Source organism: Novacetimonas maltaceti (assembly GCF_002906255.1).
GTDB classification, from domain to species: domain Bacteria; phylum Pseudomonadota; class Alphaproteobacteria; order Acetobacterales; family Acetobacteraceae; genus Novacetimonas; species Novacetimonas maltaceti.
In genome coordinates this window covers 58,611-79,018 of record NZ_POTC01000007.1, presented here as the reverse complement: position 1 = coordinate 79,018, position 20,408 = coordinate 58,611, and the positions used below count along the sequence as shown (strand labels likewise).

17 protein-coding genes and 1 riboswitch are annotated in these 20,408 nt (G+C 65.7%); of the genes, 13 read left to right on the top strand and 4 right to left on the bottom strand.

Going from position 1 to position 20,408, the window contains the following annotated elements:
- Positions 1–214: 214 nt before the first annotated feature.
- From uvrA to speE, 3 genes are all read left to right on the top strand, one after another.
- Positions 215–3,280, top strand: coding sequence for an excinuclease ABC subunit UvrA (gene uvrA / locus KMAL_RS04420; RefSeq protein ID WP_110094571.1), 3,066 nt, complete (start codon positions 215–217; stop codon positions 3,278–3,280).
- A gap of 172 nt (positions 3,281–3,452) precedes the next feature.
- Positions 3,453–3,917 carry an adenosylmethionine decarboxylase gene (gene speD, locus KMAL_RS04415; RefSeq protein ID WP_110094539.1) on the top strand — a complete coding sequence of 155 codons (465 nt, stop codon included), beginning with the start codon at positions 3,453–3,455 and terminating at the stop codon, positions 3,915–3,917.
- A gap of 150 nt (positions 3,918–4,067) precedes the next feature.
- Positions 4,068–4,943: a polyamine aminopropyltransferase gene (gene speE, locus KMAL_RS04410; protein ID WP_110094570.1), complete on the top strand. Its 876-nt coding sequence runs from the start codon at positions 4,068–4,070 to the stop codon at positions 4,941–4,943.
- 162 nt (positions 4,944–5,105) lie between these two features.
- Here speE and KMAL_RS04405 read toward each other — a convergent pair whose 3' ends face one another.
- Positions 5,106–5,414, bottom strand: coding sequence for a putative quinol monooxygenase (locus KMAL_RS04405; RefSeq protein ID WP_110094569.1), 309 nt, complete (start codon positions 5,412–5,414; stop codon positions 5,106–5,108).
- Between the two features lie 128 nt (positions 5,415–5,542).
- Positions 5,543–5,630: riboswitch (glycine riboswitch) on the top strand.
- 298 nt (positions 5,631–5,928) lie between these two features.
- Here KMAL_RS04405 and gcvT point away from each other — a divergent pair.
- The 6 genes from gcvT to KMAL_RS04370 all read left to right on the top strand — a co-directional run bounded on the left by gcvT (position 5,929) and on the right by KMAL_RS04370 (position 13,499).
- The gene (gene gcvT, locus KMAL_RS04395) at positions 5,929–7,062 is read left to right on the top strand and encodes a glycine cleavage system aminomethyltransferase GcvT (protein ID WP_110094537.1); all 1,134 of its coding nucleotides are present in this window, start codon (positions 5,929–5,931) and stop codon (positions 7,060–7,062) included.
- A 56-nt stretch (positions 7,063–7,118) separates the two neighbouring features.
- On the top strand, positions 7,119–7,484 hold the full coding sequence (gene gcvH / locus KMAL_RS04390; protein ID WP_110094536.1) for a glycine cleavage system protein GcvH: 366 nt from the start codon (positions 7,119–7,121) through the stop codon (positions 7,482–7,484).
- 37 nt (positions 7,485–7,521) lie between these two features.
- Positions 7,522–10,407 (top strand): aminomethyl-transferring glycine dehydrogenase, encoded by a 2,886-nt coding sequence (gene gcvP, locus KMAL_RS04385; RefSeq protein WP_110094568.1) that lies wholly within the window; start codon positions 7,522–7,524, stop codon positions 10,405–10,407.
- A 274-nt stretch (positions 10,408–10,681) separates the two neighbouring features.
- On the top strand, positions 10,682–11,740 hold the full coding sequence (locus KMAL_RS04380; protein ID WP_239019936.1) for an ABC transporter substrate-binding protein: 1,059 nt from the start codon (positions 10,682–10,684) through the stop codon (positions 11,738–11,740).
- Positions 11,741–11,751: 11 nt separating this feature from the next.
- Positions 11,752–12,762, top strand: a complete 1,011-nt coding sequence (locus KMAL_RS04375; RefSeq protein ID WP_110094566.1) for a FecCD family ABC transporter permease — start codon at positions 11,752–11,754, stop codon at positions 12,760–12,762.
- Positions 12,750–13,499, top strand: coding sequence for an ABC transporter ATP-binding protein (locus KMAL_RS04370; protein ID WP_110094535.1), 750 nt, complete (start codon positions 12,750–12,752; stop codon positions 13,497–13,499). The genes KMAL_RS04375 and KMAL_RS04370 overlap by 13 nt, the downstream gene beginning before the upstream one ends.
- A gap of 73 nt (positions 13,500–13,572) precedes the next feature.
- Here the strand turns inward: KMAL_RS04370 and KMAL_RS04365 are convergent, their stop codons facing one another.
- The 3 genes from KMAL_RS04365 to KMAL_RS04355 all read right to left on the bottom strand — a co-directional run bounded on the left by KMAL_RS04365 (position 13,573) and on the right by KMAL_RS04355 (position 16,696).
- Positions 13,573–13,944, bottom strand: coding sequence for a hypothetical protein (locus KMAL_RS04365; RefSeq protein WP_239019934.1), 372 nt, complete (start codon positions 13,942–13,944; stop codon positions 13,573–13,575).
- Positions 13,945–14,050: 106 nt separating this feature from the next.
- On the bottom strand, positions 14,051–15,907 hold the full coding sequence (locus KMAL_RS04360) for a hypothetical protein (RefSeq protein WP_110094534.1): 1,857 nt from the start codon (positions 15,905–15,907) through the stop codon (positions 14,051–14,053).
- Positions 15,908–16,048: 141 nt separating this feature from the next.
- Positions 16,049–16,696, bottom strand: coding sequence for a class I SAM-dependent methyltransferase (locus tag KMAL_RS04355; protein ID WP_110094564.1), 648 nt, complete (start codon positions 16,694–16,696; stop codon positions 16,049–16,051).
- Positions 16,697–16,839: 143 nt separating this feature from the next.
- On the opposite strand from KMAL_RS04355, the gene KMAL_RS04350 reads away from it, so the two are divergent.
- From KMAL_RS04350 to ftsY, 4 genes are all read left to right on the top strand, one after another.
- Entirely contained in the window at positions 16,840–17,241 is a 402-nt protein-coding gene (locus KMAL_RS04350) for a VOC family protein (protein ID WP_110094533.1), read from the top strand.
- Between the two features lie 78 nt (positions 17,242–17,319).
- The gene (dapF, locus tag KMAL_RS04345) at positions 17,320–18,144 is read left to right on the top strand and encodes a diaminopimelate epimerase (protein ID WP_110094532.1); all 825 of its coding nucleotides are present in this window, start codon (positions 17,320–17,322) and stop codon (positions 18,142–18,144) included.
- Entirely contained in the window at positions 18,141–19,391 is a 1,251-nt protein-coding gene (gene mtaB, locus KMAL_RS04340) for a tRNA (N(6)-L-threonylcarbamoyladenosine(37)-C(2))-methylthiotransferase MtaB (RefSeq protein WP_110094531.1), read from the top strand. The genes dapF and mtaB overlap by 4 nt, the downstream gene beginning before the upstream one ends.
- A 1-nt stretch (position 19,392) precedes the next feature.
- On the top strand, positions 19,393–20,388 hold the full coding sequence (ftsY, locus tag KMAL_RS04335) for a signal recognition particle-docking protein FtsY (RefSeq protein ID WP_110094530.1): 996 nt from the start codon (positions 19,393–19,395) through the stop codon (positions 20,386–20,388).
- Positions 20,389–20,408 lie beyond the last annotated feature (20 nt).

The window sequence follows — 20,408 nt, the reverse complement described above, 5'->3', positions numbered from 1 at the left end:
GGCCGGTCGTGAGGCCGCATATCCTAGACCATAAAGGGGGCGCACGGCAAAGCCCTGCCCCGGGTTTTTTGGTGCGGATTCCCATCGGAAAAGCAGCCGGGAAAAAACAGGTCGCCTTGCCATGGCCCCTTGCCCTCCGGCCGGGATGGGGACAGAACAACATGGCAACATCACATTCGGTCCCCACGCGGCGTCAGTGGGGCAGGAGGATAACATGGACGATTCTTCTCCCGCACGGGCGGGGGCCGGTGTGCAGCAGGTGACCGGCCCCGCGATTCGCGTGCGGGGCGCGCGTGCGCACAACCTCAAGAACATCGACGTCGATATCCCGCGCGATGCGCTGACGGTCATGACGGGCCTGTCGGGGTCGGGCAAATCGTCGCTGGCGTTCGACACCATCTATGCCGAGGGGCAGCGCCGCTATGTCGAGAGCCTGTCGGCCTATGCGCGGCAGTTCCTCGAACTGATGGGCAAGCCGGACGTGGATTCGATCGAGGGGCTGTCGCCGGCCATCTCCATCGAGCAGAAGACCACGTCGAAGAACCCGCGTTCCACCGTGGGCACCGTGACCGAAATCCATGACTACATGCGCCTTTTGTGGGCACGCGCGGGCATTCCCTATTCGCCAGAGACGGGCCTGCCGATCGAGGCGCAGACCATCAGCCAGATGGTTGATCGCGTGATGGCCATGCCGGACGGCACGCGCCTGATGCTGCTGGCCCCGGTCATCCGCGACCGCAAGGGCGAATGCCGCAAGGAACTCGCGGACCTGCAGCGCAAGGGCTTCACCCGCGTGAAGGTGGACGGCACGCTGTATGAAATTGCCGACGTGCCAGACCTGAACCGCCGCCTGCGCCATACGGTGGAGGCGGTGGTGGACCGCATCGTCGTGCGTGAGGGGCTGGAAGCCCGCCTTGCCGACAGTTTCGAGACCGCGCTGTCGCTGTCCGACGGTCTTGTCTATGCCGAGGAAGTGCCGCGCGGGAAGGAGGCGGGCGACGACATGCCTGCCGAACGCACGGTCTTCTCCTCGCGCTTCGCCTGTCCCGTCAGCGGCTTCACGCTGGAGGAGATCGAGCCGCGCCTGTTCTCCTTCAACGCGCCGCAGGGGGCCTGCCCGGCCTGTGACGGCATCGGGCAGGAGACGTTCTTCGACCCGCACCTCGTGGTGCCGGACGAGGGGCTGTCGCTTGCGGGCGGAGCCATCGCGCCATGGCGCAACAGCCAGAGCCCGTATTACCAGCAGACGCTGGCCGGGGTGGCCGCGCATTACGGCGTCAGCATGGACACGCCATGGCGCGACCTGCCCGAAGGCGTGCGTGACGTCATCCTTGATGGCGGGCGCGATCCCATCGCCTTCACCTACAGCGACGACCGCCGCAGCTACACCCTGACCAAGCCGTTCGAAGGCGTCATCACCAACCTGCGCCGCCGCATGGCGGAAACCGACAGCGTCTGGGTGCGCGAGGAACTGTCACGCTACCAGTCCGAAAAGCCGTGCCATGTCTGCCATGGTGCGCGCCTGCGGCCCGAAGCGCTGTCGGTGAAGGTGGCGGGCCTGAATATCGCGCAGGCGTCGGACATGCCCATCCGTCGCGCTCTGGAATGGTTCGCGACCGTGGAGGCAACGCTGACCCCGCAGCGCGCGGAGATCGCGCGGCGGATCCTGCGTGAAATCCTCGACCGGCTGCGCTTCCTCGATGACGTGGGGCTGGATTACCTGACGCTGTCGCGCGGGTCGGCCACCCTGTCGGGGGGGGAGAGCCAGCGCATCCGCCTTGCCAGCCAGATCGGGTCGGGCCTGACGGGGGTGCTCTATGTGCTCGACGAACCCTCCATCGGGCTGCACCAGCGCGACAACGAACGCCTGCTCGGCACGCTGGAGCGGCTCAAGCGGTTGGGCAATACGCTGATCGTCGTCGAACATGACGAGGACGCGATCCGCGCAGCCGACTGGCTGATCGACATGGGGCCGGGTGCGGGCGTCAATGGCGGGCATGTCGTGGCATACGGCACGCCGCAGCAGGTTGCGGAAAATCCCGACAGCCTGACGGGCGCCTACCTGTCGGGGCGCAAGCGCATCGAGGTCCCGGCCCACCGCCGTCCCGTCGACCCGGCGCGCGAACTGGTGCTGCGCGGGGCGAGCGGCAACAACCTCAAGGATGTGACCGCGCGCTTCCCGCTGGGCACGTTCACCTGCGTCACGGGGGTGTCGGGCGGCGGCAAGTCCACGCTGGTGATCGACACGCTGTACAAGGCCCTGTCGCGCCGCCTGATGGGATCGGGACAGAACCCGGCCCCGTATCGGGAGATCGACGGGATCGAACTGCTCGACAAGATCATCGACATCGACCAGTCCCCCATCGGGCGCACCCCGCGCTCCAACCCCGCGACCTATACCGACCTGTTCACCCCGATTCGCGACTGGTTCGCCGAACTGCCCGAAAGCAAGGCGCGTGGCTACAAGGCGGGGCGATTCTCCTTCAATGTGAAGGGCGGCCGGTGCGAGGCGTGCCAGGGCGATGGCGTGCTGAAGATCGAGATGCACTTCCTGCCCGACGTGTTCGTCACCTGCGACACCTGCAAGGGCGCGCGCTACAACCGTGAGACGCTGGAGGTGAAGTTCCGGGGCAAGTCGATTGCCGACGTGCTGGCGATGTCGGTGGACGAGGCGCTGCCGTTCTTCTCCGCCGTGCCGCGCATCCGTGACCGGCTTGCGATCCTGCAGAAGGTGGGGCTGGGCTATGTCGCGCTGGGACAGCAGGCGACCACCCTTTCAGGCGGCGAGGCGCAGCGCGTGAAGCTGTCGAAGGAACTGGCGCGGCGCGCCACGGGGCGCACGCTCTACATCCTCGACGAGCCGACGACAGGCCTGCATACCGAGGACGTGCGCAAGCTGCTGGAGGTGCTGCACGCGCTGGTGGCGCAGGGCAACACGGTCGTGGTGATCGAACATAACCTGGAGGTCATCAAGACCGCCGACTGGGTGATCGACATGGGGCCGGAGGGCGGTGACGGCGGTGGCCGCATCGTGGCCGAGGGCACGCCGGAGGAGGTCGCGGCCAACCCCGAAAGCCATACCGGCCGATTCCTTCGCCCGCTTCTGGCGCAACGCCCGCTGGTCGCGGTGCCGCAGGCCGACGCGCCTGCTCCCGCGAAGAAGGCGCCGGCCCGCAAGGCGGGCAGGAAAGCGGCCGCCGCGCCGAAATCGCGCGCCACGGCGACGAAGGCCGCGCCAAAGGCGAAAAAAGGCGGAAAAAAGCCGATGAAGGGCAAATAGAAACCGGCGCGGCGGGGCGAAGTTGCGGGCGTGATGGGGAAATACAAAAAATATTGTCCCCATCATGCGGAAAATGCTTGCGTCCTGCCCGTCAGAAGCCCTATCAGCGGCGCTCTTGGCCCAAGGGGGCAATGTCTGCCCAACAGGCTGTCTACTGGTTTGGGGGTACGTGATGAACGCACTTGCTCAACTGGGGATGGTCTCGGAACTCCCGAGCGATAACCAGATCTCTTCAGCGCCGTTTTCGTCCGACGACGACCGGAAAGATTATTTCGTCGAAAAAGACGGGATGAAGTTTGCGGGAACGCATCTTCTTGTCGATCTTTGGGATGCGCACAATCTTGACGATCCGGACAAGATCGACCGCACCCTGTGCGAAGCCGCAGTGACGGCCGGGGCGACAATCCTGCACAGCCACTTCCACCATTTCACGCCCAATGGCGGCGTGTCGGGCGTGGTCGTCCTGGCGGAAAGCCACATTTCCATCCATACGTGGCCGGAACGCAATTTCGCCGCCGTGGACATCTTCATGTGTGGCGCATGTGACCCGCACCTGGCGATTCCGGTCATGCAGCGCCTGTTCCAGGCCGGCCGGATCGAGGTGGACGAACAGCGTCGCGGTCGCGTCGCGCTGTAACGTGCCTGCATGGGGGGGATGTGACATGTCCCCCATGCCCTGTCCTGCGGCGTCCCGCCCGCACCCGATATTTCCCATACGGGAGAAGATGACAGGCCGGACCCGGTGTCCGGCCCGTTTTCGCATGGATATTTTTCAAGGAGTACCATGATGTCCGACGTCTGGATCAGCGAAACCCTCTATGGCGGCTGGCGGCAGCAGCTTCGCGTCAACAGGATGCTGGCCCAGACCAAAAGCGCGTTCCAGGACATCGCGGTATTCGAGAACGAGGATTATGGCCGTGTCCTGATGCTCGACGGGGTGGTGCAGATCACCGAGCGCGACGAGTTCGTGTACCAGGAGATGCTGACGCATGTGCCGCTGCTGGCCCATGGGGCGGCGCGCAATGTCCTGATCATCGGGGCGGGCGATGGCGGCGTGCTGCGCCGCGTGCTGCAGCACAGGACGGTCGAGCGCGCGGTCATGGTCGAAATCGACGGGGAAGTCATTTCCCTGTCGAAGAAGTTCCTGCCCGACATCGCGGGCGATGCGTGGAACGACCCGCGCGCCGACGTGATCGTGGGTGACGGGATCGAATATGTCGCCAATGCGCCCGATGGGTCGTTTGACGCCATCATCGTCGACAGCACCGACCCGATCGGCGTGGGCGAAGTGCTGTTCACCGATTCGTTCTATCGCCACTGCGCGCGGATCCTGACCGAAAACGGCCTGATCGTGAACCAGTGCGGCGTGCCCTTCATGCAGGCCGACGAACTGCGTGACACCAGCGCGCGCCGCGCACAGTTCTTCCGCCATGTCTCCGCCTATGTCGCGGCGGTCCCGACCTATGTCGGCGGGTTCATGACGCTGGGCATCGCGGCGAAGGGCGAGGCGCCGGGTGGCCAGGATGTCGCGACCATCCGCGAACGCGCGCGTAAGGCGGGGATTGCGGGATGCCAGTACTGGACGCCCGAAATGCACGTCGCGTCCTTCGTGCTGCCGCCCTATATCGCGCGCAACCTGCCGGGCTACACCCCGGAAGCCTGACCTGTCGTGGGCGGAGAAAATCATTCCCCGCCCAGCAGTCCTGACATGACAAAAGTTTCTGGGCGTCGCCTTTTGATCGAAAAAGGCGACGTCTTTCGAAGCTTTTTGCAAAAAGCTTCACCAAAAACTTTCATTACTTTTCAGGGTTTATTCCGAAACGAGTCATGCCGTCGCGTTGCGCGTCGTCTTGCGCACGCTCACGGTGCGGACCTTCAGCGTGTTGACCGCGTTGCTGAACGCCTTGAAATGCGGCGTTGCCTGGTGCGCCTCGAACGCGGCCGGGCTGTCATAGACTTCGTGCAGGATCACGGTGTCGGGTTCGTCCGACGTGGTCAGCACGTCAAAGCACGAACATCCCGCCTCGTCCGTGACCGAACGGATGCTGTCCTCGAGGCATGCCTCGAGGAAGGGCTTGCGCGTGGCGGCCGTGGTTTCGAATTCCGCGATGATGATCAGGGAGGTGTCGGCCATGTCTGGCATCCTTCTTTGTGACAGCAGGAACGGATGCCCCGCCCCGGTGCGTGCAGGCGCGCGCATGGACGCGGGACATCGGGCGTTTTCATGGATTGACTTGTGTTCGCGTGTCATGTCAAGCAGTCGGGTATCGACACGGGAGAGACCGGCCATGCCGGCGCCGAAGGAGCAACCGCCCCGGAAACTCTCAGGCAAAAGGACCGGTCGGTGATAACTTCTGGAAAGAGGCGCGCCGTTCGCGGTGGCGTCCGCCGACGGGATAGCGATCTCAGGCACAGGTGACAGAAGGGGCAGGTGATATCCATCACGGAGTCGCGGGAGCCCTTTTCATGTCCATGCTTTCGGCACAGATCGTAACGATTTCGCAATTTCTGGCATCCCCCCGCACATGTTCCCCCTGCGCGCGTCCCGACGCCGCGGCCTTTTCCCCTGTGGCGCCGCCGGCGTTGCGGGATGCGGGCCGTGGCGCGCGCGTCGTGGGGACATATCGCAATGACGAGGTAGTCTTCGCATGACCGAGGGTCTTCTGCGCACGCCGCTGCACGCGCTGCATCTTGAACTGGGGGGGCGCATGGTGCCCTTCGCCGGGTATGACATGCCGGTCCAGTACGCCGCTGGCGTCATGGCCGAACACCTGCATACCCGCACGGCAGGCAGCCTCTTCGACGTCTCGCATATGGGGCAGGTGCGCGTGCGCCCGCGTTCGGGCGTGATGGCCGATGCGGCGCTGGCGCTCGAACGGCTTGTCCCCGCCGATATCGTCGCCCTGCGTCCCGGCCGGCAGCGTTATGCGCTGCTGATGCGCGAGGATGGTGGCATCAGCGATGACCTGATGATCGCCAACATGGGAACGTGGTTCCTGCTGGTGGTCAACGCCGCGTGCAAGGAGGCGGATTTCGCGCTGGTCAAGGCCGGGATTTCCGATGTGTGCGAGGTGGAATTCCTGTCGGATCGCGCCCTGATCGCGGCCCAGGGGCCCGCGGCGGTCGCGGCGATGGCCGAACTGGCGCCCGCGACGGCGGACATGCGCTTCATGGACGTGATCGAGACCGAGGTCGCGGGCGTGCCGTGCATCGTCTCGCGCTCCGGCTACACTGGCGAGGACGGGTTCGAGATCGGCATGCCTGCCCCCCAGGCGGAAAAGGTCGCCCGCGCCCTGCTGGCCTGCACGGACATGGCCGCCGCGGGCCTTGGCGCGCGTGACAGCCTGCGGTTGGAGGCCGGGCTGTGCCTGTATGGTTCGGATATCGACACCACGACATCGCCGGTCGAAGGCGCGCTGGAATGGTCGATCCAGAAAAGCCGCCGTCCCGGTGGCGCGCGTGCCGGCGGGTATCCGGGCGCCGACATCGTGGCGAAGCAGCTTGCCGAAGGGGCCACGCGCCGTCGCGTCGGACTGAAGGGTGAGGGACGCGCCCCGATCCGTGGCGGCGCGCCGCTGTTCAGCGATGCCGAAGGCACCCGCCAGGTCGGGCATGTGACATCGGGCGCATTCGGCCCCAGCGTCCCCGGCCCGGTGTCCATGGGCTATGTCGAGGCGGCATCGTCGGCCATTGGCACGCCGCTGTTCGCGGGCGTGCGGGGGCGCTTCCTGCCGGTCCATGTGGTCGCGCTGCCGTTCGTGGCGCCGACCTTCCGGCGCTAGGCCCCGGATTTCACCCGGTTTTCCCAACATCCACCATCATAGGAAACGAGCGGATCATGAGCACCTATTACACCAAGGAACATGAGTGGCTGCGCATCGAGGGCGACGAGGTCGTCGTCGGCATCACGCAGCATGCGGCCGATGAACTTGGCGAACTTGTCTTCGTCGAAGCCAAGGACGCCGGCACCGACGTCGCACAGGGCGACAGCGTCGCGGTCGTGGAGTCGGTGAAGGCCGCCTCCGACATCTATGCCCCCGTGGGCGGCACGGTCGCCGCGTTCAACGGCGCACTGGCGGAGGATCCGTCGCTGATCAACCGCGCGCCGGAAGCCGAGGGCTGGATCGTGCGCATGAAGATGGCCGACCGCTCGCAGCTTGACGGCCTGCTCGACGCTGCGGCCTACGCCGCGCTGCTGGCCTGATATCCCTGCTGCCTGTGACCTGACGGAGTTCCCGATCATGACGTCTTTCACCGATAACTCCCCCCTGTGGCAGGGCGCGGGCAGCGATCCTGACGCGTTCTGCGCGCGTCATGTCGGCCCCGATGCCCATGACGTGCGCGACATGCTGCGTGTCGTCGGGGCGGAAAGCCTTGAGGACCTGATGGCGCAGACCGTCCCCGGCGATATCCGCCTGAAGGGGGAGATGGGTCTGGGTGCCGGCGTGTCCGAAACGCAGGCGCTGGATCGCCTGCGCCAGATCGCGCGCCGCAACAGGGTGATGACGTCACTGATCGGGCAGGGATATTACAACACGATCCTGCCGGGCGTGATCCAGCGCAACGTGCTGGAAAGCCCGGCCTGGTACACGGCCTATACCCCGTACCAGCCCGAAATCAGCCAGGGCCGTCTGGAGGCGCTGCTGAACTTCCAGACGCTGGTGATCGAACTGACCGGGCTGGACGTGGCCAATGCCTCGCTGCTGGACGAAGCCACGGCGGCGGCGGAAGCCATGGCCATGGCGCGTCGCGTCGCACGCAGCAAGGCGACATCGTTCTTCGTCGATGCGGACTGCCATCCGCAGGTGATCTCCGTCCTGCGCACCCGCGCCGAGCCGATGGGCTGGACGCTGGTGGTGGGCGATCCCGCGCATGACCTGCACGCGGACGGGGTGTTCGGCGCGCTGTTCCAGTATCCCGGCTCCTCCGGGCAGGTGCGCGACCCGCGTGCCGCCATCGAGGCCCTGCATGCGGCAGGCGCGATCGCGGCGATGGCGGCGGACCCGATGGCGCTGCTGCTGCTCGAAAGTCCCGGCGCGCTGGGGGCTGATATCGCGGTCGGTTCGATGCAGCGTTATGGCATGCCGATGGGGGCCGGTGGCCCGCATGCGGCGTACATGGCGGTGCGCGATGCGTTCAAGCGCAACATGCCCGGCCGCCTTGTTGGCGTGTCGATCGATTCGCGCGGCGAGCCGGCCTATCGCCTTGCGCTGCAGACGCGTGAGCAGCATATCCGCCGCGAAAAGGCGACGTCGAACATCTGCACCGCGCAGGTGCTGCCGGCGGTCGTGTCGTCGATGTATGCGCTGTATCATGGGCCCGACGGCCTGCGCGCGATCGCGCAGCGTATCCACCGCCTGTGTGTCGTGGCCGCCGCGGGCCTGCGCGCGTTGGGCGAGGACGTGCGCACGGACGCCTTCTTCGACACGCTGAGCATTGCGACAGGTGACCGCACGGCAGCCATTGCGGAGCGCGCGGTGGCGGCGGGGATGAACCTGCGCCGCATTGACGCACATACCCTTGGCCTCAGCCTTGACGAGACGACGACGCCTGAAGTCGTGCGCAAGATCTGGACGTGCTTCGCCGGGGACGCGGCGCGCGTGGCGACGATGGAAGCGACGCTCGACGCTTCGGGCAGTGCGATCCCGCAGGCGCTGGCGCGCACGGGCACGCTGCTGACGCAGCCGGTCTTCAGCGCCTATCGCTCCGAAACCGACATGCTGCGCTACCTGCGCCGCCTTGCGGACAAGGACCTTGCGCTTGACCGTTCGATGATCCCGCTGGGGTCATGCACGATGAAGCTGAACGCCACGGCGGAGATGATGCCGATCACGTGGCCGGAATTCTGTGACATCCATCCCTTCGCCCCGGCGGACCAGATGGAAGGCTACGCCGAACTGTTCGCGGACCTGCAGCAGATGCTGTGCCGCATCAGCGGGTATGACGCCGTCTCGCTCCAGCCCAATTCGGGCGCGCAGGGCGAATATGCCGGGCTGCTGGCGATCCGTGCCTATCACCGCGCGCGGGGCGAGGCCGGGCGTGACGTGTGCCTGATCCCGGCATCCGCCCATGGCACCAACCCGGCATCGGCGCAGATGGCGGGGATGAAGGTTGTCGTCGTCAAGTGCGACGAACATGGCAACGTGGACATGGATGACCTGAAGGCACGCATCGCGCAGTACGCGCCGCAGCTTGCCGCGATCATGATCACCTATCCCTCCACCCATGGCGTGTTCGAGCAGAGCGTGCGCGAACTGTGCGACCTGGTCCATGCGGCGGGCGGCCAGGTCTACCTTGACGGGGCGAACATGAATGCGCAGGTCGGGCTGTCGCGTCCGGGTTCCTACGGCTCGGACGTCAGCCACTTCAACCTGCACAAGACGTTCTGCATCCCGCATGGCGGCGGTGGTCCGGGCATGGGGCCGATTGGCGTGGGCGCGCACCTTGCGCCGTTCCTGCCGGGGCGTCCCGAACTGGGCGAGGCCAATGCCGTGTGCGCGGCGCCGTTCGGCTCGGCCGATGTGCTGCCGATTTCGTGGACCTACATGAAGATGATGGGGGATGCGGGCCTGCGCCGCGCGACCGAGGCCGCGATCCTGAACTCCAACTACATCGCGGCGCGGCTGTCGGATTATTATCCGGTGCTGTATCGCGGGGCGAACGGGCGGGTGGCGCATGAATGCATCATCGACCTGCGCCCCGTGCGCGATACGGCCGGGGTGACGGTCGATGACATCGCCAAGCGTCTGGTCGACCACGGCTTCCATGCCCCGACCGTCAGCTTCCCCGTCGCGGGCACGTTCATGATCGAGCCGACGGAGTCCGAGGGCCTGCGTGAGCTGGACCGTTTCTGCGATGCGATGATCGCGATCCATGCGGAAATCAGCGAGATCATGGATGGCGCGATCAAGGTGGAGGACAGCCCCCTGCGCCATGCGCCGCATACGGTGCGTGACGTGACCGACCCGCAATGGAACCGGGCGTATGACCGTGCGCGTGGCTGCCTGCCCGGTGAAGTGCAGGCGGGGACCAAATACTGGTCGCCGGTCAACCGGCTGGACAATGCCTATGGTGACCGCAACCTCGTCTGCTCGTGCCCTGACATCTCGACCTATGCCGAGGACTGATCCACGGTTACATAACGGATCTGGAAAAGCCGCCCTTGTCGGGGCGGCTTTTTTTATGGGCTGTCGGGAAAATCATTAAGAAGTTTCTGGTGAAGCTTTTTCCCAAAAAGCTTCGAAGGACGCCGCCTTTTTGAAAAAAGCCGGCACCCAAAAACTTTTAATTTTTTCAATCCATTATTTCAAAACGTGCCTTCACGGGCACAAGATCGCCTCTGGCCGGGGATGTATCCGATGCGATATATCGGGGCCATCAGGCAGAAGGGATGGCAGCGGCATGCGGCATTGGCGGAAATGGGGCGTCGGGGTGATCGGCGCGATGATGCTGTCGGTGTCTTGTGCCCATGCGGCAACCCATGGCGTGACCGACATGACGGGGCAGGTGCAGCAGGTCCCCACACAGCCCCGGCATATCGCGGACCTGTGGTTTGCCCATAACGAACTGACGATCATGCTCGGCGCTGCGGACCGGATCGCGGTGACGGTGGACCGTCCCGATACGCGGCCATGGATGTTCCGTGTCGCGCCCGTCCTGTACAAGGCCATCGGGGTCAACGGCCCCGCCGTCAATGCCGAAAGCCTGCTGAAGGCCGGGGTGGATGTCGCCTTCGTTCCCAACGGGTCGGCCACGGCGGCGGCGCTGCGTGCTGTGGGGATTCCGGTGCTGGTGGCCGGGTTTACCGATGTCGCAAGCCTGCGGCGCTCGCTGGAGATGACGGCGCAGGTGATCGGCACGCAGCAGGCGCATGATGTGACGCGGGCGTATGAAACCATGCTTGACGGGGTGATCCATGACACCCGCGCGCGCACCGGCGCGCTGGCTGCCGATGCGCGGCCGCGTGTGGTGCATATCCAGTCGCTGCACCCGCTGCGCGTGGACGGGGCGCACACGATCATTGACGAATGGCTGTCGATTGCAGGCGCGCGCAACGCGGCGGACGGGGTGGACGGGAACATGAAGCCCGTCTCGGTCGAGCAGGTGGCCGCATGGAACCCCGATGTCATCATCCTTGGCCCCGACAGTGGCACCTTCGACCCGGCGGCCGATGGCGGGGTGTGGCGCAACATCAGGGCCGTGCAGGCGGGGCGCGTGGTCCATAACCCGGCGGGCGTGTTCCCGTGGGATCGTTATGGCAGTGAATTCCCGCTGCAGGTTGCATGGGCGGCGCAGGTGCTGCACCCCGACCTGTTCGCGGCCACCGACATGGTGGAGCAGACGCGCGCCTTCTATCGCGATTTCTTCCATTACGACCTCGACGCCACGCAGGCGAAGCGGATCCTGGCCGGACTGCCGCCCGCCGATGGCGCAAGGGATGGGGGGGACAGCCCCCGTTGACCCTGCGTGCAATGGGGCGGCATGCCGGGGTGCTGGTGTCCGGCGGACTTGTGCTGTGTGTCCTGGTGTCTGCCTGCCTTGGACGTTATGCCATTGCGCCGGGCGTGATCGTGCGCTTCATCGTGACGGCCATGGGCGGCCATGCGCTGCCTGCCGCGCAGTATGACATGGTGCACGCGATCCTGACGGGCGCGCGGCTGCCGCGGATCGGGGCGGCGGTGTGCGTGGGGGCGGCCCTGTCGGTATCGGGGGCCACATACCAGGCGGTATTCCGCAACCCGCTGGTTTCTCCTGGCCTGCTCGGCGTGCTGGCGGGGGCGGGGTTTGGCGCGGCGCTTGGGATTGTCGGCGGCATGGGCACGACGGGGGTGCAGGCGCTGTCATTCGCGGGTGGCATTCTGGCCGTCTCGTTCGGTGTGGGGGTGGCGCGGATGTTCGATGCGACCTCCGTCCTGATGCTGGTGTTTGGTGGACTGATCAGTTCGGCGCTGTTCACCGCGCTGATGTCCATGCTGAAATATGTCGCCGACCCGCAGCAACAGTTGCCCGACATCGTGTTCTGGCTGCTGGGCAGCCTGACGCAGGTCGATGTGCTGCGGCTTGAGGTCATGGTGGTCCCCGTGCTGCTGGGTATCGTGGTGCTGTCGGCGTGCGGGCGCATGCTCGATGCGCTGGCGATGGGCGATGACGAGGCCCGGACCCTTGGCGTGCCGGTCTCGGCGCTGCGTTATGGCACGATCGGCATCGCCACCGGGCTTTCGGCGCTGACGGTGTCCGCCGTCGGCATGATCGGCTGGGTCGGGCTGATCATCCCGCATGTGGCGCGCCTGCTGGCGGGGCCATGCAATGCGCGCGTCATCCCGCTGAGCGCGGGGCTGGGCGCGATCTTCCTGCTGGTCTGCGATGACCTTGCGCGCTGCCTGTCGGTGGAGGAAATCCCCGTCGGCCTGCTGACGGACCTGCTTGGCGTTGTGGTGTTCCTGTCGGTACTGCGCCTGTTGAAGCGGGGATGGCGGTTGTGAGCGATCCGGTGCTGGAGGTCCGCGGTGTCGGGTTGCGTCGCAATGGGCGGTGCGTGCTGGATGACGTATCGCTGTCGGTGGTGGCGGGACGGATGACCGGGCTGCTGGGGCCGAACGGGGCGGGGAAAAGCACGTTGCTGCGCGTGCTGCTGGGCCTGCTGCGGCCCGATGCGGGGCAGGTGCTGCTTGATGGGCGGGACCTGTCGCAATGGCGGCGCAGGGAGGTCGCGCACCGCATCGCCTATGTCCCGCAGGGGCACGTGTCGCTGTTTCCCTATGCCGTGCGCGACGTGGTGGCGCTGGGGCGGGTGTCCTATACACCGTTTGCCCGCGCACCTGACCCGGCGGAGGCCGCCATCGTGGATGGGGCGCTGGCGCGGCTGTCGATTTCCCACCTTGCCGCGCGCGCCTATACCGACCTGTCCGGCGGGGAGCGCCAGGCCGTCCTGATCGCGCGTGCCCTGGCGCAGGGCGGGCGGATACTGGTCCTGGACGAGCCGGAAACCGGCCTTGATTACGGGCAGCAGCAGCGATTGTATGCGCTGCTGCGTGAACTGGCCGATAACGGGTATGCCGTGGTCGCGACAACGCACGACCCGTTGCGCGCCGCAGTTGCGTACGACCATGCCGTGCTGCTGCGCCATGGGCGGGTGATGCGCGATGGCCCTGCAATGCAGGTGCTGGATGCCGACGGGATCACGCGGCTGTATGCGCGCGGCCCGTGCGAAGGGGAATGAGGGCCGGGCACTGAATGCTCCGGGAGGCGGCCTTTAACGTCCTGTCGGGTTTCCGGTGCCGCGCAACGCGGGTTCAGCGGCTGGGGGAGATCGGGACATTGTCGACGCGGATGGCCTTGCCCGTGCTGTCATAATAGACGATGGCCCCGCCATGGCGTTCGGCATAGCCATCGGGCGTGCCGTTCTGGGTCCAGAACAGCAGCCGGTTCACGTCGGGCTGTTCCTTCACCTTGTCGCCGGGGGGGATGAAGCGGTACTGGCTGTAATCCATGTGCAGGCGCGGCAGCGGCGGATGGCGTGACAGTTGGTGCATGGACTGGTGGCGCTTGAATTCCGCGTCGTCCTCTTCCTCCTGCGCCATGGCGGGGATGGAGGACAGGAGGACCGGCAGGAGCCCGACGGCCACGCACCCGGCAATTTTCCAGTATCGCTGCTTTACCGGCATCTGCGTCGCACCCTTTCGCCTCGTCCAGACAGGTGGGGGCAACATCCCCCTTTTTTCCCGCTGGCGCAAGGCGCTGGTGTCATGGCTGTTGTGGCGCGGGCGGGGGTTACTGGAACGGCAGGTAGCGGAAGTCGAAGAAGATCTCGCTCATGCTCGTGCTGGGAGCGCCGCCGGTGCCGCCCCACGCATGCACGCGCGAGTAGGCAAGCTGGGTCCCGGCCTGTACCGTGCCGTACTTGCCCTTGATGAAGCGGTACCATGCACCGATCGTGAATTCCTCCACCGATTTGATGCTTGCCGTGCATGCCGACGACCCTTCGGTCCAGCATCCGCTGTTATCGGACATCGGGTTGCCATAGCCATAGGCCGTGCCATCGGAATCGAAATACCCACGCCCCGAACGCTGCATCCCGAAATAGCCATAGACATCGAACAGGCGGTTGGGATGGGCGATGATGCCCGCCGTGGCCTGCGCGCTGCTCAGCAGGTCGGGCGCGCCATTTTCCTTCAGCGTGGCGTCAGGCAGCAGGACCGAGCCATAGCGCCCGATCCCCTTGCCCGCCAGTCCGGCAAGGCGCACTTCGAGATGGTGCGGGAGGATCGGCACGATCATGGACCCGCCGCCGCCCCAGGCGATGGCGGTATGGTTCACGCCCTCGCCCCCGATGACCGAGCGGTCATGCGGGAAATGGACGATCCCCTCCATTTCGTAATGGCCCCATGACGGGTCGCCCGCGACCTTTGCGATGATGTCGGGCGCGATCTCGTTCGAATAGTTCGTGGTCGATCCCGTCAGACCCACGCCGTTCGATCCCAGCTTGGCATAGTTGCCGCTGCCGGGCAGGGCGTATTCGCCATTGTCGCCAGCAGAGGAAAAGCCGGTGGTGTCATAGATCGTCGCCGGGTTTTCGATCGACACGCCCGCCCACAGGCGATGTTCGAGGAAGTCCTTGACCAGGCGCACCTGCCACTGCCGTGCCCATGTCTGCCCCGCGAGGATGGAGGATTCGATGGTTTCCGGCAGGCTCTCCTGCCGGGGGATGATGCCGACGCGGTCGGGGGTGAGCATCGTCCAGGCCTGACCGATCAGGAAATGCCAGTTGGTCTTGGAATCATCGAGCGTCAGGTACGCCTGGCGCAGGCGCGGGACGTAGGAGTTGCTTTCATACGGGTTGGTGGTTTCCGCGCTCGCGCCGAAATCGCTTTCGACAAATCCCGCCACCGTCATGTGCGTGCCCAGCGGCGCGCGCGCCATCAGGGAGAAGCGGGTATAGCGCGCGTCCCCGGTAAAGTTGTCGGTGTGGAAGTTCGAACTGTTGCGGAAGGGGATGTTCGCCCACGAATTGAAGATGCCCGAGGCGACATGGCGGTTTTCCTCCACCGCGGCGGCGTCGAAGAACCCGCCAAGGATGATCGACACCGACCCGGCATGGAACACCTTGCTGCCCAGCGCGCCGGTGGACTGCTCGCCGACGGTTTCGCGCGTGTGCGGGCCGACATTGTTGTTCGCCATGTGCGAGATCAGGTCCTCGTCGCGGTGGGCGACGACGGATTCAAAAGTCGGCGTGTCGAGGAACGATCCGTTCGGGTTGTCCGAATGTCCCCCGATATGCGGCGCCGCCATGCCCGGCGGCGTGCGTTCGCCCGTGGTTGCAAGGTGTCCTTCCTGCGGGGTCCAGCCGCCGCGCACATGGCCCGCGCTGCCTGAAACCTGCAGGGAATGTCCCCCCGTGCCCGTGCCGGCATGGGCGCGGTGCTGCGCGATCTGCTGGCGCATTGCCTGCAGGCTGCGCTGCAGTTCCATCTGCTGCTGTTGCAGGCGTTCCATCTGTCGCTCCATGATGTCGAGCGATTCCGGATCGTCTTCGGCCCAGCCTGCCGAGGCAGGCACCATGAAAGAGCACAGCAGCAGGGCGGCCGACAGGCTGAGCCAGCCAGCACGACGGGAGGAAAGATTCGGCATATATTACCAGTGGGCCTCGGACTACGGGTCAAGACTACTGTGTGTCAAAACATTTCCCGGCTTCGGCGTAAATGATAATTTCTTTTAAGAAGGATATTTTTACCTTCTGTAATATCCGATGCGCGGCAGGAGGCGTGTTTTTCATGCCACGCTGCCATCGCGCCGCGCGGTGACGCCATAGACCGTGTCATGCCACACGGCATCGTTGGGGGGCGGTGTCACGCTGCCGGTATCGGTATGGGCGAAGCCCGCGCGCTGCATCAGGATACGCACAAGGCGCTGGCGCTCGTCACTTTCGAGTGCCTGCCACAATGCCACGGCTTTTTGTGGGACAAAACTGTTTCCGTATGTAACAAGAACCAGCCCGCCGGGTTGCAGGACACGGGCGATTTCGCGAAACAGCGCGACGGGGTGACGCAGGTAGGGTACCACGTCGCACAGGCACACGGCATCAAGCGATTCATCGGCCAGCGGCAGTTCGGGCGCATCGTTGAGGTCCTGCACGATGCGTTGCGTCAGGCGGTCGTTGGCCTCCAGCGCCGGGGCATCCACCCCGATGCCGATCACGGCGTCAAAGGGGATGTTGTCCGGCAGGTGGCTGTCGTTGCCGGCCATCAGGTCAAGGATGCGCCCGCCTTCGGGCAGCATGGTGCGATACAGCGCCGTGACCGCCGTGCAGGCCCCGGAATCCAGCATCGGGCCGGAGGGACGGGCGGACCAGAAGGCGGTGTCGGATTCGTGCGATGCGCTGAGGAAGGCGCCGGGGTGGAAGCCGTGCAGGTCGTTCATGAATATGCCAGATGCGACGGGGTGGGACGAAACGGCCGGTCGCCTGCACGTTTCGCCGTGCGCGAAAAAACGCCACGGCATGTTGAGAATGCCGTCAGTTGCCGCCATTTACGACAGATTGCAGCAAGGGAGAAAGCGCAGACATGGCCAGAATGATCCATTCCATGATCCGTGTACGGGACGCGGACGCCGCCATGGCGTTCTATGACCTCGCCTTCGGCCTCAGGCCGGTGGACAGGTTCGTGTTTGATACGTTCACGCTGATCTACCTTGCGAACGCGGAGCAGACGTTCGAACTCGAACTGACATTCAACCATGACCGCGACCGCCCGTATGACCTTGGCGATGGCTATGGCCACCTTGCCGTCTCGGTCGCGGACGTGGATGCCGAACATGCGCGCCTGTCCGCCGCGGGCCTGTCGCCGCAACCGGTCAGGGACATGTCGTGCGGGGAGCGGTTCGTGGGGCGGTATTTCTTCATCACCGACCCCGATGGTTACCGTATCGAGGTCCTGCAGCGTGGCGCGCCGGGGCGTTTCCTGTAAAAACGCGTCGGCGGGCGACTCCCCGCCGGTGGCGCGCATGGTCGCGGCGGACATGATGTTGGCGTATATAGGGTTCGGATGAAGACCAGCTTTTACAAGATGCACGGCCTTGGGAACGATTTCGTCGTCATGGACGAACGCGCCGGCCGCCTTGACCTGACGCCCGCGCGCATCGCCGCCCTGTCGGACCGGCAGCGCGGGATCGGCTGTGACCAGTTCGTGGTGCTGCGCCCCGCCTGCCGCGAGGGCGCGGACGTGTTCGTGCGTTTCTTCAACGCCGATGGCAGCGAATCGGGGGCGTGCGGCAATGCGTCGCGCTGTGTCGCCGCCCTGATCGGGCGTGAACGGGGCATTGCGACCCCGGTGCTGCAGACCCGCGCCGGGCTGCTGGAAAGCGAAATCGCCGCAGACGGGACGATCAGCGTCGATATGGGACCGCCCGCGCTGGGCTGGCGCGATATCCCGCTGGCGCGGGAGGTCGATACCCTGCACCTGCCGCTGTGGGGGGACCCGGCGGCGGCGTCGATGGGCAACCCGCATGCCACCGTATTCCTTGAGGCCGATGATGCGACCGACCCGCGCCGGCAGGGGCCGGTGATGGAACATGACCCGCTGTTTCCCGAACGTGCCAATATCGGCTTTGCGCAGGTGCGCGCGCGCGACGCCATGCGCCTGCGGGTGTGGGAACGTGGCGCGGGCCTGACACTGGCCTGTGGGTCGGGCGCATGTGCCGCCGTGGTCAATGGCGTGCGGCGCGGACTGGTCGATCGCACCTGTGCCGTGGAAATGGATGGCGGCGTGCTGTCGGTGACATGGCGCGAGGCCGACGGCCACGTCCTGATGCGTGGTCCCGCCACGCTGAGTTTCGAAGGCTCTGTTGCGCTGGATACCTATCCCCGATGAAAAAGCCTGAAATCCTGACATTCGGCTGCCGGCTCAACACCTACGAAAGCGAGGTGATGCGCACCCATGCGGCCGGGCTGGACAATGTCGTGATCGTCAATACCTGTGCCGTCACGGCGGAGGCCGAACGCCAGGCCCGCCAGGCGGTACGCCGCGCCCATCGCGACCGGCCCGACGCGCGCATTGTCGTGACGGGATGCGCGGCGCAGATCGACCCCGAACGCTGGGCCGCGCTGCCCGGTGTGACGCGCGTGCTGGGTAACCGGGAGAAACTGTCCGCCGAAAGCTGGAGCGAGGCGGCGCTGTCGCAGGGCAATGCGGTGTCCGACATCATGGCCGCGCGTGAAAGCGCGCCGCATCTGGTGACGGAATTTGCGGGCCGCACCCGCGCCTTTGTGGAGGTGCAGCAGGGGTGCGACCATCGCTGCACCTTCTGCATCATTCCCTTCGGGCGCGGGCCGTCGCGTTCCGTCCCCGTCGGCGCGGTGGTCGAGCAGGTGCGCGCGCTTGTCGCCTCGGGCTATCGGGAGGTGGTGATGACCGGCGTGGACATCACTTCATGGGGGGGCGACCTGCCGGGACAGCCTTCGCTGGGGCAGTTGTGCCGCAGGCTGCTGGCACTCGTGCCCGAACTCGAACGGCTGCGCCTGTCATCGGTCGATCCGGTGGAAATTGATGACGACCTGTGGCAACTGCTGGGGCAGGAGCCGCGTTTCATGCCCTATCTGCACCTGTCGCTGCAGGCGGGGTCTGACATGATCCTCAAGCGCATGAAGCGTCGTCACCTGACGGCGGATGTCGCCGCCGTCATCGCGCGGGCGCGCGGGTTGCGGCCCGATATCGGGATCGGCGCGGACGTGATCGCCGGTTTCCCGACCGAGGACGAGGCGCTGTTCAACGAGACGCTGGACTTCATCGCGGGGCAGGCGCTGCCCTACCTGCATGTCTTCCCCTACAGCGAACGCCCCGGCACCCCGGCAGCAAGGATGCCCGCCATCCCCATGGCGCAGCGGCGCGAACGCGCGGCCCGCCTGCGGGCGGCGGGGGCGCAGGCGGCGCGTACCTATCACGCGGGGCTGCTCGGGCGGCCGCTGCGGGTGCTGATGGAGACGCAGACATCCGGGCATTCCGAGGAATTCGCCCCGGTGCGGCTGGCAGATGGCGTTGCGCCGTCGCAGGCGGGACGGATCGAGACGGTGCGGCCCGTGGCTTTTGACGATAACGGACTGGTGGCGGAAATTTCCTGACATGGCTCTTGGTTTCTTTTCACGACTCAAGGCGGGGCTGTCGCGCTCCACACAGAAACTCAGCGGCGGGCTGAGCGCGGTCTTCACCCGGCGCAAGCTTGACGACAAGGCGCTGGAGGACCTGGAAGACCTGCTGATTTCCGCCGACCTTGGGCCGAATGTCGCGGCGAAGGTGATTGATTCCTTCCGTTCCGCCAAATTCGGCAAGGAAGTCACGGACGAGGAAGTCCGCAGCGCGCTGGCGGAGGAAATTGCGAATATCCTTGAACCCGTCGCCATCCCGTTCGAGCCCGATCCCGCGCACAAGCCGCATGTCGTGCTGGTGGTGGGCGTCAACGGCACGGGCAAGACCACGACGATCGGCAAGATGGCCCGTTATTATGGCGAGCAGGGCAAGAAGGTCATGATGGTCGCGGGCGACACGTTCCGTGCCGCCGCGGTGGAGCAGTTGCAGGTGTGGGGCGAGCGGGTGGGCGCGCCGGTCATCGCCGGCCCCCCCAATGCCGATGCCGCAGGCCTTGCGTTCGAGGCGCTCAAGAAGGGCAAGGCGGAAGGTGCCGACCTGCTGCTGGTCGATACGGCCGGACGCCTGCACAACAAGGGCGCGCTGATGGAGGAACTGGCGAAGATCATCCGCGTGATGCGCAAGTTCGACGAGACCGCGCCCCATTCCGTCTTCCTTGTGCTGGACGCCACCACGGGCCAGAACGCGATGGAACAGGTGCGCGTGTTCAAGGAACTGGTGAATGTCACGGGACTGGTGGTGACGAAGCTGGATGGTTCCGCGCGTGGCGGCATTGTCGTGGCGCTGGCTGATGCGTTCGGCCTGCCGGTGCATATGGTTGGGGTGGGCGAACAGGCGGAGGATCTGCGTCCGTTCTCCGCGCAGGCCTTCGCGCAGGGACTGGTGGGCGACGACATCAAGGTGATCGACCGTGACACCCCGGCGGAAGAGGGGGGAAAGAAGGAAGAAGCTCCCCCGCCTGAAGAAAAGTGAAAGAAGTTTTTGGTGAAGCT